This window comes from Gordonia sp. NPDC003422 (assembly GCF_053588675.1).
The window spans coordinates 43,185-58,265 of record NZ_JBSFQL010000002.1; the positions used below are offsets into that span (position 1 = coordinate 43,185).

Annotated in this window: 11 protein-coding genes and 1 tRNA gene; 2 read left to right on the top strand and 10 right to left on the bottom strand. The window is 67.2% G+C overall.

Annotation, left to right across the window (positions count from 1 at the left end; translation table 11 throughout):
- Nucleotides 1-106: 106 nt before the first annotated feature.
- The 5 genes from thrB to argS are packed head-to-tail and all read right to left on the bottom strand — an operon-like array spanning nt 107 to nt 6,553.
- Nucleotides 107-1,096 carry a homoserine kinase gene (thrB, locus tag ACWDTF_RS01950; RefSeq protein WP_240860316.1) on the bottom strand — a complete coding sequence of 330 codons (990 nt, stop codon included), beginning with the start codon at nt 1,094-1,096 and terminating at the stop codon, nt 107-109.
- The gene (gene thrC / locus ACWDTF_RS01955; protein WP_240860317.1) at nt 1,077-2,156 is read right to left on the bottom strand and encodes a threonine synthase; all 1,080 of its coding nucleotides are present in this window, start codon (nt 2,154-2,156) and stop codon (nt 1,077-1,079) included. Before thrC ends, thrB begins: the two co-directional genes overlap by 20 nt.
- Nucleotides 2,149-3,483, bottom strand: coding sequence for a homoserine dehydrogenase (locus ACWDTF_RS01960; protein WP_240860318.1), 1,335 nt, complete (start codon nt 3,481-3,483; stop codon nt 2,149-2,151). Before ACWDTF_RS01960 ends, thrC begins: the two co-directional genes overlap by 8 nt.
- Entirely contained in the window at nt 3,483-4,904 is a 1,422-nt protein-coding gene (lysA, locus tag ACWDTF_RS01965) for a diaminopimelate decarboxylase (RefSeq protein WP_240860319.1), read from the bottom strand. Before lysA ends, ACWDTF_RS01960 begins: the two co-directional genes overlap by 1 nt.
- The gene (argS, locus tag ACWDTF_RS01970) at nt 4,901-6,553 is read right to left on the bottom strand and encodes an arginine--tRNA ligase (protein ID WP_240860320.1); all 1,653 of its coding nucleotides are present in this window, start codon (nt 6,551-6,553) and stop codon (nt 4,901-4,903) included. Before argS ends, lysA begins: the two co-directional genes overlap by 4 nt.
- Nucleotides 6,554-6,741: 188 nt before the next feature.
- Between argS and ACWDTF_RS01975 the strand changes: the two genes are divergently transcribed.
- Both ACWDTF_RS01975 and ACWDTF_RS01980 read left to right on the top strand, forming a co-directional pair.
- Nucleotides 6,742-7,563: a DUF3105 domain-containing protein gene (locus ACWDTF_RS01975; RefSeq protein ID WP_240860321.1), complete on the top strand. Its 822-nt coding sequence runs from the start codon at nt 6,742-6,744 to the stop codon at nt 7,561-7,563.
- 15 nt (nt 7,564-7,578) lie between these two features.
- Nucleotides 7,579-8,379 carry a DUF305 domain-containing protein gene (locus ACWDTF_RS01980; protein ID WP_240860322.1) on the top strand — a complete coding sequence of 267 codons (801 nt, stop codon included), beginning with the start codon at nt 7,579-7,581 and terminating at the stop codon, nt 8,377-8,379.
- A 128-nt stretch (nt 8,380-8,507) separates the two neighbouring features.
- Here ACWDTF_RS01980 and ACWDTF_RS01985 read toward each other — a convergent pair.
- The 5 genes from ACWDTF_RS01985 to ACWDTF_RS02005 form a co-directional block, all read right to left on the bottom strand.
- A tRNA-Arg gene (locus ACWDTF_RS01985) sits at nt 8,508-8,583 on the bottom strand.
- Nucleotides 8,584-8,639: 56 nt separating this feature from the next.
- A complete protein-coding gene (locus tag ACWDTF_RS01990; RefSeq protein WP_449753897.1) occupies nt 8,640-11,612 on the bottom strand; it encodes an AAA family ATPase in 2,973 nt (990 codons plus the stop codon).
- Nucleotides 11,609-12,838, bottom strand: a complete 1,230-nt coding sequence (locus ACWDTF_RS01995; RefSeq protein WP_433258888.1) for an exonuclease SbcCD subunit D C-terminal domain-containing protein — start codon at nt 12,836-12,838, stop codon at nt 11,609-11,611. The genes ACWDTF_RS01990 and ACWDTF_RS01995 overlap by 4 nt, the downstream gene beginning before the upstream one ends.
- A 56-nt stretch (nt 12,839-12,894) precedes the next feature.
- Entirely contained in the window at nt 12,895-14,409 is a 1,515-nt protein-coding gene (locus ACWDTF_RS02000; protein WP_240860342.1) for an MFS transporter, read from the bottom strand.
- Complete coding sequence (locus ACWDTF_RS02005; protein ID WP_240860343.1) at nt 14,406-15,068, bottom strand: PadR family transcriptional regulator; 663 nt, start codon at nt 15,066-15,068, stop codon at nt 14,406-14,408. Before ACWDTF_RS02005 ends, ACWDTF_RS02000 begins: the two co-directional genes overlap by 4 nt.
- Between the last annotated feature and the right edge of the window lie 13 nt (nt 15,069-15,081).

Sequence of the window (15,081 nt, forward strand, 5' to 3'; positions counted from 1 at the left end):
TGATCGGTGGGAAACACGGCAGAGCGCGCCTGAGCGGCTAGACCAGACTATGGTAACTCCGATCGCATGATACCGGCAACACGCCGATGAGGCGAGACCAGGTCTGTCAGGACACAGTGACCTCGACGCCTCCGGCGACCTCCACCGTACGCGGAGTGAAGCCGGACGCTGCGGCGAGTTCACGAATCTCCCCAGGAACCGGCCGCATGCTGAGCACCAGCACGCTGGGTCCGGCGCCCGAGACGGTCGCCGCGAACCCGTGTGCGCGCAGTTTCGCGACGAGTTCGGCCGTCGGGGCCATTGCTGCTGCGCGGTACGGCTGGTGGAGGCGGTCGTCGGAAGCAGCCATCAGGCAGGTGGGGTCCGCCGTCAGCGCCACCACCGCCAGTGCCGAACGGCTGAGGTTGAAGATGGCGTCGGCGCGCGGGACGGTGTCGGGGAGCAGCCCCCGGGTGAACGACGTCGACGACTCCGTGTCGGGAACGAAGACCGTGGCCCCGATGTCGGGGTGCACCTGCAGTCGACGCGCCTGATAGCGGGGCGCATCGGCGGTGTCCGCAGTCCACGTCACCACCGCCGACCCGTACACACTGGCGGCGGCGTTGTCCGGGTGCCCCTCGAACTCGCTCGACAACTGCACCAGTTCATCCGCCGACAGACCGTCGCCGATCCCCGACGCAGAGATGAGGCCCGACGCGGCGGCCAACCCCGACACCGCCGCGGCCGCCGACGAACCAAGTCCGCGCGAATGAGGAATGTCGTTGCGGCAGTGGAGTTTCAAGCCGGGGGCGGAGATTCCCGCATACTCCAGTCCACGGGTCAGGGCGCGCGCCACCAGATGGCTGCCGTCCCGGGGCACGTCGCCGGCACCCTCCCCGTCGACCTCCACCTCGATGTCACCACCGGGTACGGTCACCACCGTCACCTCGTCGTAGACACCCAAAGCGATTCCCAGACAATCGAACCCGGGACCCAGATTCGCACTCGACGCCGGTACGCGGACCTGGATCGACAGGCCCTCGGGTAGTCGGCCACCAGAGGTGGCGGTCTCGGCGGCGTCGGTGGTCACGGTCGACTCAGGCCACGCCGAGGGCATGCGCCACCGCCACCGGATCCACCGGAATCGCTTCCACTTCAGGCATCCCCGACAACGCGGTATCGGGATCCTTGAGCCCGTTCCCGGTGACGGTGCAGACCACCGTGGACCCTGCCGACACCCAGCCGTCGGCGCGCGCCGCCAGCAGGCCGGCGACACTCGCCGCCGACGCCGGTTCTACGAACACACCTTCTTTGCCGGCCACGAGACGATAAGCCTCCAAAAGCTTTTCGTCGGTGGCAGCCCGGAACTGGCCGTTCGAGTCATCCTTCGCGGCGACCGCCTGATTCCAACTGGCGGGCGACCCGATGCGAATCGCGGTCGCGATGGTCTCCGGGTTCTTCACCGGCGCACCGTTCACGAGCGGCGCGGCGCCGGCCGCCTGCACACCGAGCATGCGCGGCAGGCGATCGCTGATGCCGTCGGCGTGATACTCGGTGTAGCCCTTCCAATATGCGGTGATGTTCCCGGCGTTGCCGACGGGCAGCGCGTGCACGTCGGGAGCGCGGCCGAGGACGTCCACGATCTCGAAGGCCGCCGTCTTCTGTCCTTCGATGCGAGCGGGATTCACCGAGTTGACCAGTTCGATCTCGGTGAACTCGGCGGTCGCCTTACGGGCCATCTCCAGACAGTCGTCGAAGTTGCCCTGAACTTGAATGATCTTGGCGCCGTGCATGACTGCCTGAGCCAACTTGCCCATGGCGATCTTGCCCTCCGGGATGAGGACCGCGCACGTGATCCCGGCGCGGGTCGCATACGCCGCTGCCGACGCCGAGGTGTTCCCGGTGGAGGCGCAGAGCACTGCGGTCTTACCGTTGTTGACCGCGTTGCTGACCGCCATCGTCATACCGCGATCCTTGAACGACCCGGTCGGGTTGAGGCCCTCGACCTTGAGGTAGACCTCGCAGTCGGTCAGCGCCGAGAGGTGCGGTGCACTGATCAGCGGGGTCCCACCCTCGAGTAGCGTGACGACCTTCCAGTCATCGGCCACCGGCAGTCGGGACCGATAGGCCTCGATCAGACCCGGCCACGCGGTGTGCACGGGCGTCGCTTCAGTCATCGGTTCCTTCCAATCGCAGAACACTCGACACCTTGATCACGGCGTCCATGTCTTCCAGCGCCGCAACGCATTCCGATTGCGCCCGGTCGGGCGCCCGGTGCGTCACGACGATCAGGCGGGCGTTGTCGCCGGCCCCCTCCTGCCGCACCGCGGCAATGCTGACCGACCGCTTGCTGAACTCACCCGCCACTTGGGCGAGCACACCCGGACGATCGGCGACCTGCATCGATACGTAGTACCGGGTGGGCACGTCGTCGATCGAGGCGATGGGCAGCGACGCATAGGTGGATTCGAGCGGACCACGCCCGCCGTGCACCTTGTTGCGAGCGGCCATCACCATGTCACCGAGCACCGCCGACGCGGTCGGAGCGCCACCGGCACCCTGGCCGTAGAACATCAGCCGTCCGGCGTTCTCCGCCTCGACCACCACGGCGTTGAAGGCGCCGTTCACCGACGCCAGCGGATGTGTGAGCGGGATGAGTGCGGGATAGACGCGGGCCGACACCCGCTCCGAGCCGTCGGCGTCGTGAATCCGCTCGCAGATGGACAGGAGTTTGACGGTGCAGTCGAACTTCTTGGCGGCCACCAGATCATCGGAGGTCACCGACGAGATGCCCTCGCGGTACACGTCGGCGGCGGTCACCCGTGTGTGGAACGCGATCGAGGCCAAGATGGCTGCCTTGGCCGCCGCGTCGAATCCCTCGACGTCGGCGGTCGGGTCGGCCTCGGCATAGCCGAGGCGGCCGGCCTCGGCCAGCGTGGCGTGGTAGTCGGCGCCGGTCTCGTCCATCGCCGACAGGATGAAGTTGGTGGTGCCGTTGACGATTCCGGCCACCCGCTCGACCGTGTCACCGGCCAGCGACTGCATCAGGGGACGCACCACCGGGATGGCGCCGGCCACGGCGGCCTCGAAGTAGAGATCGACCTTGGCCTGCGCCGCCGCCGTCGCCAGCTCGCCCGTGTACTCGGCGAGCAGCGCCTTGTTGGCGGTGACGACCGACTTCCCGGCCTCGAGCGCAGCCCGGATCAGGCCGCGGGCCGGGTCGATCCCGCCCATCAGCTCGACGACGATGTCGACATCGTCGCGTGCGACCAGCGATTCCGGGTCGTCGGTCAGGAGTTCCTGCGCGATCTTGCGGGGCCGGCTCAGGTCGCGGACCGCAACACCGCGCAGGCGGACCGGCGCTCCGACGCGTGACTGGAGGTCGGCGGCGTTGTCTGTGATGATGCGTACCACCTCGGCGCCGACATTTCCCATGCCGAGAACCGCGATCCCGATGGATCGGTCTGATTCGAGCGAGTCCGGCTCGAGCTTGTCGTCTGCCATCACTGGCTCACCTCCAGGCTGAAGAAGTCGTCAATGTTCTCGCGCCGCAACAGCAGTCGGTCGGCGCCGTTCGCAATCGCCACGACCGGCGGGCGCATCGTCATGTTGTATCGGCTCGACATCGAATAGCAGTAGGCGCCAGTGGCTGCCACCGCGATGAGGTCTCCGGGCGCCAGATCATCCGGCAGCCAACAATCCTTGATGACGATGTCGCCACTCTCACAATGCTTCCCGACGACGCGGCTGACCACCGCGCGCGCCGACGAGACCCGCGAGACCAGACGGACGTCGTATTCGGCCTGGTAGAGCACGGTTCGGATGTTGTCGCTCATCCCGCCGTCGACGGACACGTAGCGCCGAACCGCACCGCCGCCGAGCGCCACATCCTTGATGGTGCCCACCCGGTACAGCGTCACCGTTCCCGGTCCGGCGATCGCCCGGCCGGGTTCCACGGCAATGGTCGGCATCGGCAGACCTACGGCAGCCGACTCACGACGCACAATGGCCGCCAGCGTCTCGGCAACCGCACCGATCGGCAGCGGATCCTCTTCGGGGAGATACGAGATACCCAGTCCCCCACCGAGATCGACGATGGACATCTGCGACGTCTTGTCGACGCCGAATTCGGCGACGACGTCGTGCAAAAGACCCAGCACGCGGTGCGCGGCGAGTTCGAAACCGTCCATGTCGAAGATCTGCGAACCGATGTGACTGTGCAGACCGACGAGCCTCAGGTTGTCGGTGGCGAACACCCGCCGCACCGCGTCCATCGCTACCCCACCGGCGAGCGCGAAGCCGAACTTCTGGTCTTCGTGTGCGGTCGAGATGAATTCGTGTGTGTGCGCCTCGACACCCACCGTCACGCGGACAAGGACATCGGCGACCAGGCCACGTTCGCCGGCCAGCGCGTCGAGCCGATCGATCTCCACGAAGGAGTCGAGGACGACATGGCCGACGCCGGCATCGAGTGCCGCGGCGAGTTCGGCGACACTCTTGTTGTTGCCGTGCATGGCGATTCGCTCGGGCGGGAATCCGGCGCGCAGCGCGATGGCGAGTTCACCGCCGGAGCAGACGTCCAGCGACAACCCTTCCTCATGCACCCAGCGGGCGATCTCGGTACACAGGAATGCCTTGGATGCGTAGTGAACTCGACCGTAGGGCCCGAACGCCGACACCATGTCGGCACACCGCGACCGGAAATCGGCTTCGTCGATCGCGAAGAGCGGCGTCCCGTACTCCTCGGCGAGCGCAGAGACCGCGACACCCGCGATCTCCAGTTCGCCCGCGTCGTTGCGGAGTGCATTGCGCGGCCACACATTTGCGGGGATCTCGGCGAGCTGCGACGGATCGCTGGGCCGCTGCGCGAGATGTGGCGCGGCGAGCAGTTCGGCGTGCCGGGGTCCGGCCGGGTGCGCGCTCACATGCGCTCCGGTGCGCTCACGCCGACCAGGTCGAGACCGTTGGCCAGGACCTGACGGGTCGCCGAGCAGAGCGCCAGTCGAGCGCGGTGGATGTCGGCGGGCGGTTCGTCGCCCTGTGGGAGCACCCGGCAGCGTGCGTAGAAGCGGTGATAGGCACCTGCCAGCGACTCCAGGTAGCGGCAGACGCGATGCGGTTCGCGCAGGGTCGCCGCGGTCGCCACCACCTCGTCGAAATCGCCGATGGTGCGGATCAATTCGCCCTCGGCAGGATCGTCGAGCAGATCGATGTGCGCGACGTCGGCGGCAAGTCCGAGCTCGGCGGCGTTGCGCGACAACGCACTCAGACGTGCGTGCGCGTATTGCACGTAATAGACCGGGTTCTCGTTGGACTGCTTGGTGAGCAGATCCAGATCGATGTCGATGTTGACGTCGACCGACGACCGGATGAGCGAATAGCGCGCGCCGTCGACGCCGACGGCCTCCACGAGGTCGTCGAGGGTGATGACGGTTCCCGCGCGCTTGCTCATCCGGACCGGCTTGCCGTCGCGGACGAGGTTCACCATCTGCCCGATCAGTACTTCGACGACGTCGGGATCGTCGCCGAGCGCGGCCGCGGCAGCCTTGAGCCGGCTGATGTAGCCGTGGTGGTCGGCACCGAGCATGTAGATGCACAGGTTGAAGCCGCGGTTGCGCTTGTCGCGGATATAGGCGATGTCGCCGGCGATGTAGGCGGCGTTGCCGTCGCTCTTGATGACAACCCGATCCTTGTCGTCACCGAACTCCGTGGACCGGAGCCACCAGGCGCCGTCCTTCTCGTAGATCTTGCCGTTGGCCTTGAGCTCGGCGATGCACTCGTCCACCAGGCCGGACGTGAACATGCTGTCCTCGTGGGTGAACACGTCGAAGTCGGTGCCGAACTCGTGCAGGCTCTCCTTGATGTGGTCGAACATGAGCACGACGCCCACCGACCGGAAGGTCTCGACCCGCTCATCGGCCGCTTGGTCAAGGACGTCGGGCACCCGCGACACGATCTGCTTCGCGATGTCGGCGATGTAGGCCCCGGCATAGCCGTCCTCGGGGGTCGGCTGCCCGAGGGCCGCCGCTTCCAGGGACCGCGCGAACCGGTCGATCTGCGCGCCGTGGTCGTTGAAGTAGTACTCGCGTGTCACGTCGGCACCGCGGGCCTGCAGAACCCGTCCGAGTGCATCGCCGACGGCCGCCCAGCGCGTGCCACCGAGGTGGATGGGCCCGGTGGGGTTGGCCGACACGAACTCGAGGTTGATGACCGATCCGTCCAGGTCGTCTCCCCGGCCGTAGCGTTCGGCCTGCTCGAGGACCGTCGTGATCACGGTGTTCTGCGCGGCCGCCGCCAGCCACAGATTCACGAACCCGGGCCCTGCGATCTCGGCCTTCTCGACGCCGTCGGCGGCCGAGTAGGCCTCGGCGAGCCACCCGGCCAACTCGCGCGGAGCAACGCCGAGGCGCTTGCCCAATTGCAGCGCGATGTTGGTCGAGTAGTCGCCGTGGTCGGCATGACGTGGACGCTCGACGCCGACGGAATCGGGTACGAGCGTCTCGTCCAGACCGTGGTCACGAACCACGGTCAGTGTCACGGCCGCGAGCAGCGCGGCAAGGTCGGCGGGAGTCACAGAGCACCATCTTATTGGCCCGCCGACTCACGCAGACAATCGCCCGGTCCCAGTGGCCACAACGGGCACGCGTCGGCGCACAAGTAGACTGTCCACGCCGCGTGGCATGACGGCGCCCGGGGTGGTCGATGGTGGCGCCAAGCGGTAACACAACGCGGTGTCGAGTAGCGGGATACAGAGAGAGATACATGGCGGGCAAAGCCGGGGCACACGTCCCCAAGACCAGTAAGAGCGGCAAGTCGCCGTCGGGCGGCATCGACTGGATGATGGTGGGCGCGGTCGTGGTGGTCGTCGCATTGGTCGCCGGACTCGCCATTTATCTGGTGCCGCGGTTCCTCGACAAGCGTGCCGAGGAAGAGGCCGCGCGGATCGCGCCGGAAACCATCTCCGAGTTCGTTCCGACACCGGCCAATCCCGATCCCTCCGACAAGATCGAGGGCATCGTCAAGCGCTACTACCCGGCCGCCACGCACACCGAGAAGCGGGTCGCCTACGACCAGTCGCCGCCGTTCGGCGGTCCGCACGACGCCATCTGGGCGACCTGTACCGGCATCGTCTACCCGAACCCGATCCGCTCGGAGAACGCGGTCCACGCACTCGAGCACGGGTCGGTGTGGATCACCTACAACCCGGACACGATCTCGTCGGGCGATCTCGACTACCTCAAGAATCTGGTTCGCGGCGAGCAGTACCTGTTCATGTCGCCCTACCCGGGCCTGAGCACGCCGTTGTCATTGCAGAGCTGGGGACATCAGCTCAAGCTCGACTCCGCCAAGGATCCGCGGGTGAACCAGTTCATCACCGCGCTGCGACGCAACCCCATGACCAATGTGTACCGCGAGAATCCGCAGGCATCGGCGTACCCCGAGGTTCAGGCGACCTGTGGGCCGACCCCGGGCTTCGACCCGTCGAACCCGCCGCCGGCCGACCAGGGCCCGCCCGGGCCGGACGCCTTCCCGATGGACGGCAAGCCCGCTGCGCCCGTGACGCAGCCGATGCCGACCGGCTAGGAGAAGGTGAATTCGATGACCGAGAGCCCTGAATCTCACGATGACGCGACGACCGTCGCTGCCGAGCCCGAATCTGCCGAGGCAGCCGAGCCCGCTTCGCGCAGTCGACTCCTGCTCGCCCTGGCCGGCGTGGCGATCCTGCTCGTCGGCGTCGGACTCGGGCTGGTGATCCAGGCCAGCTTCGCCGACGACGCGAGCACCGAGGACCGACCCGCCGCCGACTCGGCCGCGGTCGGTTTCGCTCAGGACATGTCGGCTCACCACCAGCAGGGTGTGGAGATGGCGTCGATCATCTACCGCACCGGCGAGGACATCCAGGTGCGATCGCTCGCCTACGACATCTTGACCACGCAGAGCAACGAGATCGGGCAGATGCAGTCGTGGCTTACGCGGTGGGGCTATCCGCTCGACAACCCGGGTGAGCACATGGCCTGGATGGGCCACGACATGGGCGGTATGTCCGAGGACGGCCACCATCACGATCACGGCGACATGAGCGGCATGCCGATGCCGTCGGGGACTCCGGCTCCCGCAGCCACCGACCAGCCGATGATGCCCGGCATGGCGACTCAGGCCGAGATGGCCAAGCTGTACAGCCTGCGCGGCGCCGAGGCCGACACCTACTTCCTGCAACTCATGCTGCGCCACCACGAGGGCGGCACGCCGATGATGCAGTACGCCGCGAACCCGGAGAACGTCGACGAGGACTACGTGCGCTCCCTCGCCACGTCGATGATCAACACCCAGGGCAACGAGATCAACACCATCAAAACGATGCTGGCGCAACGCAATGCGCAGCCGTTGCCGATGAACTGATCTCCACCCAGGCACGTCGCCGAAGAAAGTAGGGGAAGAAACTCTTCCCCTACCCTTGGAGTCCTCCCCCAGAAACTTCTAGGGGACGACTAAGAACCCCGGGGAACAAGTTCTTCCCCCAGATTTTGTGGTGCCCCCGGCAGGATTCGAACCTGCGGCCTTCTGCTCCGGAGGCAGACGCTCTATCCCCTGAGCTACGGGGGCTCAACGGGCGAAACACAGAGTAGCGCACGGGCTCGGGCGATCCCCAATCGGGCTGCTCACGACACGCGCAGCAGTTCACTCATCCGGACCGTCGAACCGCTGTCGCCCCGCACCACCTGCAGCTGAGCGGGAATTCGAGCGCGCAACTCGTCGACGTGACTCACGACTCCCACCACTCGCCCACCGGAACGCAGGTCGTCGAGGACGCCCATCACCAAGTCGAGTGCTTCCGGATCGAGAGTGCCGAAACCCTCGTCGATGAAGATCGTGTCGAGGACCCGACCGCCACTCTCTGCCGACACCACGTCGGCGAGACCGAGGGCAAGCGCCAACGATGCGAAGAAGGTCTCACCGCCGGAGAGGGTCGTCGTCGCGCGTACCGCACCCGTGTACTCGTCACGCACCTCGATACCCAGGCCACCCCGGCGTCCTCGCGGTCCGACGGCATCGGTGTGCACGAATTCGTAACGTCCGGAGGACATCTGGTGCAGACGGGCCGACGCGGCGACCAGCACCTCCTCCAGACGCGCTGCCAGCACGTACGAATGCAACGACATCCGACGCGCGTTCTGGCCGTGTCCGCTGACGAGTTCGGCAAGCCCCGACAGTTCCGCGCACTTGGCCTGCAGCGGCGCCAGCGCATCCGACGCCGCCCAGAACTCGGCGACGTATCGCTCCAGATCTGCCGCTCGCCGGGCCGCCACCGCATGACTGCTGGCCGCCTTGTCTGCCGCGCCGCGTGCGAGCGCGAGACTCGCTGCCAGGGCGCCGGTGTCGACCGGATCGCCCTCGAGGGCGGATGTCACGTCGGGGTCGCCGAGCGTCTCGAGCGCGGCCGAGCGCAGCGTGATCGCCTGCTGCAAAGTCGATTCCCACTTCTGGATCTGCTGGGCAGGGGCCAGTGCGGCCCGGACGCCGGCAGGATCCTCGAAGCCGGCGTCGACACACCTATCGCGCAGGCGCGCGGCGATCTCGTCACGCCGGACCCGGGCCGACTCCCGCTCCCGCAGGGCATCGCGCAACTGTCCCGCAAGGCGGCACAGGTCGGCCAGTTCACGACGCCGTTCGGTCACTCCGACGCGTCCGCCTGTGGCCTCGAGGACCTCGGCGTCGAGCTCGGCCAGACGGGTCCGTAACGCAGACAACCGTTCATTGCGCGCCGACTGCGCCGAATCGAGGTCGGCTGCCTCTGCCCGGTGAGCGTCGGACTCCGCGGCCGCATTCTCGACCGCAACCTGCAGCGCCGGAACACCTTCGGCGCAACGACGCGCATCCGCGAGTTGTTCACCTATCCGTTGCAGCCGATGCTCGGTGTCCGTGGCGTCTGCGTCTCCGACGGTCTCGTCGAGGCTCTTGCGGCGTTCGACCAGAGCGGCGCGGTCCGATTCGGCCCGTGCGCGTGTTTTCGCGGCACGCTGCTCTGCGTTCGCAGCACTTGACTCCTGCGCATCGCCGACGGGTGACGCGTCCCCCGCTCGCGCGGGTTGCGGGTGCTCCTGCGACCCACAGACGACGCACGGCTCCCCGTCGACCAACTCCGCCGCGAGTTCGGCGGCCATCCCGGCCAGTCTGCGTGTACGCAGGTCGAGCAGATGCTCGCGGGCGGCCACGTGGATCTCGCGGGCTTCGAGAACTGCCGTATCCGATTGCCGCAGAGACTGATCGACCTGCGTGCGGGCCAGCAGCGCCCTGGCGATCCGTTCGGCGTGCTCGCGCTCGGACTCGAGTTGCGGGATTCGCCCACGCGCCTCGAGCGCCGTGGTGAGCGCAGCTTGGACCTGGTCACGGCGACCAGGAGCCGCCGCCAACAGTCCGGCCAATTCCGCACGACGAGTCTGCGCGGCACCGACGTCGCGCTTCAGGGTCTCGATGTCGGAGACCAACGCCGGCCTCTCTGCGACCCGGGCCGCCAGTGGTTCCCACCGACCGGACTCGGCGGTCCAGCCGTCCACCGCCACCCGCAACTCGGCTTCGTTCGCGTCGCAGACCGCCTCACCGCCGGCTACTGCCGCCATGGCCGCGCGAGCGCTCTCCCATGCGCGGGTGGCGGCATCGTAAGCGCTACAGGCATGTTCGTGCTCGTCGATCAGCGATGCGATCGGCGCAGCCCGCCGTGCTGCGTCGAGAGCCGAAGCCACCTTCGAGCGATCGGCCTCACCGAGGCGGAGCTGATCGAGCCGCTCGGTGGCCTGCCTCCCTCGGCGTCGATGTTCGGCGCGCTGCACTCCTGCGTCGTGTGCGGCCTGTGCGACGTGGACTGCGGCCCTGGCGGCATCGAGGGCCGCCTGTTCACTGTCGCACACCGAACGCGCAGCGTCGAGACACTCCTGCGCCCAGTCCAGGTCCGGCGCTGCGGGCGGCGCATCCACCCCTCCCAGCGCGACGATCTGCCCGGCGATGCGGTCGAGCGCTGTCACTCGCTCGGTCACGGTCGCCTCGCTCGCACGCGAACAGTCGCGAAGCCATTCTTCCAGGTCACCGAAGCGCTCGGTGTCGAACAGCCTCTCCAGCAACCGTTCCCGATCCTCGGAACTGGCCCGCAGGAACTTCGCGAACTCACCCTGGGGAAGCAGAACCACCTGAAAGAACTGTTCCGCACTCATACCGATCAGCCGTACGACGACATCGCCGATGTCCGGCAAACGCGTCAGATCGGGTCCCGAACCGTCCACCCAGTGGAGCGTGGCGGAGGCGTTGATCTTGCGCGTGCCCTGGCCCCGCTTCTTGGGCCGGTGGTGTTCGGGTGAGCGGATGATCCGCATCCGGCGCCCACCGATCGTCGCCTCCAGTTCGACCTCCGGGACCTGTTCCGGGCGTGCATGATCCGAATGCAGCCGCCGATTGATGTCGCGAGCTCCCGGAACCCGGCCATAGAGTGCGAAGGCAACCGCGTCGAGCACCGTCGTCTTTCCCGCACCCGTCTGACCGTGCAGCAGGAAGAGGCCTTCGGCGGACAGCGCATCGAAGTCGACCTCGGTGTCCTCGGCGAACGGCCCGAAGGCGCGCATGCGGAGTCTGTGCAGTCTCACGCGGATTCCGCCACATCGACCACCCCGACATCAAACAGGGCCCACTCCCCTTCCGAAGCAACCGATTCCGGTGCGCTGGCGCCGACACCGTCCGCCTCGGTCTCACCGACCACCGCGCGCAGTGCACGATCGACGATCGCCAGTTCACCCGGAGTCGGCTCGTCCCGGACATCGGTGATGAACGACGTGACCACCTCGGCATCGGTGCGACCCCGAACTCGTGAGCGATAGTCGACACCCTCACCCTGCTCGGGACGCTCCCACCGCACATGCACCGCGTGCGGAAAGCGTTGCCGCAGTATGCGCATCGCGTCGACGGGGCGCACCTTGTCGGTCAGGGCGGCCTCCACGTAGTGGTCGGTGGCGGATTCCAGGGCCGGGTCGGTGAGCAGGTCGTCGAGAGTGCCACGCAGACAAGTGAGTTCGCGCACCCCAGGCAGGTCGTGTGCACGGACCTCCGACACCCCACGCGCGTCGAGGTCGACGATCCACACAGACTTCCGGTGCGTACGTTCACCGAACGAATACGGCAGCAGCGAGCCGCTGTAGCGCACCGTGTCGGTGAGCCGCTGCGGCGAGTGCAAGTGCCCCAGGGCCACATAATCGACGCCCGAGAAAGTATCTGCGGACACCGTTTCGACACCTCCGACGCTGATCGACCGCTCGGACTCGGAGGCGATGCCACCCACCACGAATGCATGTGCAGCGACCACCGATCGCGCCGACCGGCCCTCGAGATCCGCCCGAATCCGATCCATCGCCGCGGCGAGGACCGCGCTGTGCCCGCGATCCTGTTCGACGCCGAGTTCGCCACGCGCGGTATCGGGTTCGAGATACGGGATGCCGTAGATCGCCACGTCACCGAACTGGTCGGACAGGACGACCGGACGGTCGATGCCGGCGATCGTCGTACGGAGATGCAGTCCGCCCGCAGCGGCGAAGGCGGATGCCGAGCCCAGCCGGGTCGCCGAATCATGGTTGCCGGAGGTGATCACGATCTGTGCCCCGGCGGCGGCGATCTCGGCCAGGCCCGCGTCGTAGGTGGCGATCGCGTCTGCCGAGGGAACCGACCGGTCATAGACGTCGCCCGCGACGACCACCACGTCGACGGCTTCCTCGGCCACGATCGCGGCCAGCTGCGTCAGGGCACGTCGCTGGTCGTCGAGCAGTTCGACACCGTGAAAGGTCCGGCCCAGGTGCCAGTCCGAGGTGTGCAAGATCCGCATGGATTACACGGTACGGCCGGGCACCGACAGGATTCGGGAGGCGACGACGCGCGTCCTCAGGCCGCGCCTGCTCCCTCCACCTCACCTTCGGCGAGCAGTGCCTCCGTGGCCGCCCGAGGCGTCTGGTGCTTGGGCCGCACCAGGAACACCGTCGCCGCCACACCGATCAGCAGCACCGCGGCCGGCAGGTACAGCGATTGCCCCATGGCGTCGGCGAACCCTTCCCGGAGGAAGGCCGGCAACTGGGCGACCGTGTCCCGGTGCTCGTTGGTGTTCACGTTGGGCAGCTCCGCAGCCAGTCGTGTCTGCATCAGTGCGCCGACCATCGACGCGCCGAGCACCGAACCGATCATCCGCGTCGTGTTGTAGACGCCGGCGCCGGCACCGGCCTGCTGCCAGGGCAGGTTTCGGGTGGCGGTGGCGGCCAACGGGGCCCAGATCCCGGCCGACGCGATACCCATCATGCAGAGCGGGATCACGAACTGCCACACCGGAGTATCCGGTTGAGCCAGCATGCCGAGCAGTCCGACCGCGACGGCGTTGAGCAGCAGGGCCGAGGCGATGATCACGCGTGGGTGGACGCGGTCCAGGATGCGGCCGACGATCGGCGCGAGGACGCCGGTGAGCACGGCCATCGGCACCATCATCACCGCCGACTGGGTCGGCGACATACCGCCGACGAGCTGCAGGAAGAACATCGTCGGGATCATCAGACCGGAGATCGCGAAGCCCATGGTGGCGATACCGATGTTGGAGAGCGAGAAGTTGCGATCGCGGAACAACGACAGCGGCACCAGCGGCTCGGTCCGAATCCGCGACTGCCAGTAGACGAACAACGCCATCACCAGCACGCCACCCACGATGAGTGCCCAAATCCACGCCGACCAGTTGTAGGTCTCACCCTCCTGGATGCCGAACACCAGGGCCGCCAGACCGACCGCCGAGAGGATCACGCCGATCCAGTCGAACTGGTGGTCATGAGTTTCGACGCTGGGCACCAGCACGGCGGCGAGGACCAGGCCGACGATGCCGACCGGGATGTTGACGAAGAAGATCCACTCCCAGCCGAAACTGTCGGTGAGGATGCCGCCGAGCAGTGGACCGACAAGGGTGGCCACACCGGCAACCGTGCCCCACACACCCATCGCCGCGCCGCGCTTCTCCGGCGGGAAGATGCGGGTGATCAGTGCCATCGTCTGCGGGGTGATGAGCGCCGCGCCGATACCCTGCAGGGCTCGGGCCGCGATCAGCTCACCGATCGAATCGGACAGACCGCACCACAGGCTGGCGGCGGTGAAGACCAGCAGACCCAGCTGGTAGACGTTCTTCGGCCCGAACTTGTCGCCGAGCCGGCCGGTGATGAGCAGCGGCACCGCGTAGAAGAGCAGATAGGCGCTCGACACCCAGACGATCCCGTTGACGTCGGTGTCCAGCGCGGCCTGAATCTGCGGCTGCGCCACCGCGACGATCGTCATGTCGACGAGGATCATGAAGAAGCCGACACAGAGCGCCAGCAGTGCGACCCATGGCCGGCTGGTGATCTGCCCAGCTGAGGGCGGAGAGGTGGTCATGGTGTGTTCTCTTTCTGTGCGCGTTCGGGATCGGCCGCCGCCCCCGCAGGCAGGCCGTTGATGGTGGTCAGGAAGTCGGGGTCGTCGAGCCAGGCGATCCGCGAGGTTCGCATGCGGTCGACGAGATCGGTGAGCCAGTCGATCTGGGTGCGTAGCGTGGCCATCTTGCAGCCGGCGTCGAGGTGGAACATCTCCGGTTTGCCGCAGGCCTGCGCCACCGCGACCGCCGCCTCGTACTCGGCGAGCTCGGTCTGCATCCGTTCGATTCGTTCGCCGACCAACTCGATCACCCGGGCCCGGGGCAACCCGTGCGCCTCGGACAGAGCCAGATAGAGCTCGGGATACTCCTCCGGGTGCCGGGCAAGGATCTGCTCCAGGCTTCTGGTCAGCACCTCACGTCCGTGTTCGGTGATCGCGTAAACGGTCCGCTCGGGCCGATTGCCTTCGCGTCGAACCTCCTGGATCTCGATGAGTCCCTTGGAATTCAGACGGTCCACCGAGTGATACATGGTGCCGGGCCGGATCTTGGCCAACCTGTCCTCCCGGCGTTCGACGGTGGTCTGGAACATCTCGTAGGGATGCATGGGCCGCTCGGCCAGCAAACCGAGGATCAGCATCGCGATCGGCGGCAGAGGCTGCGCCGAGCCGTGTTCACCCATGTCCCAACTCCAT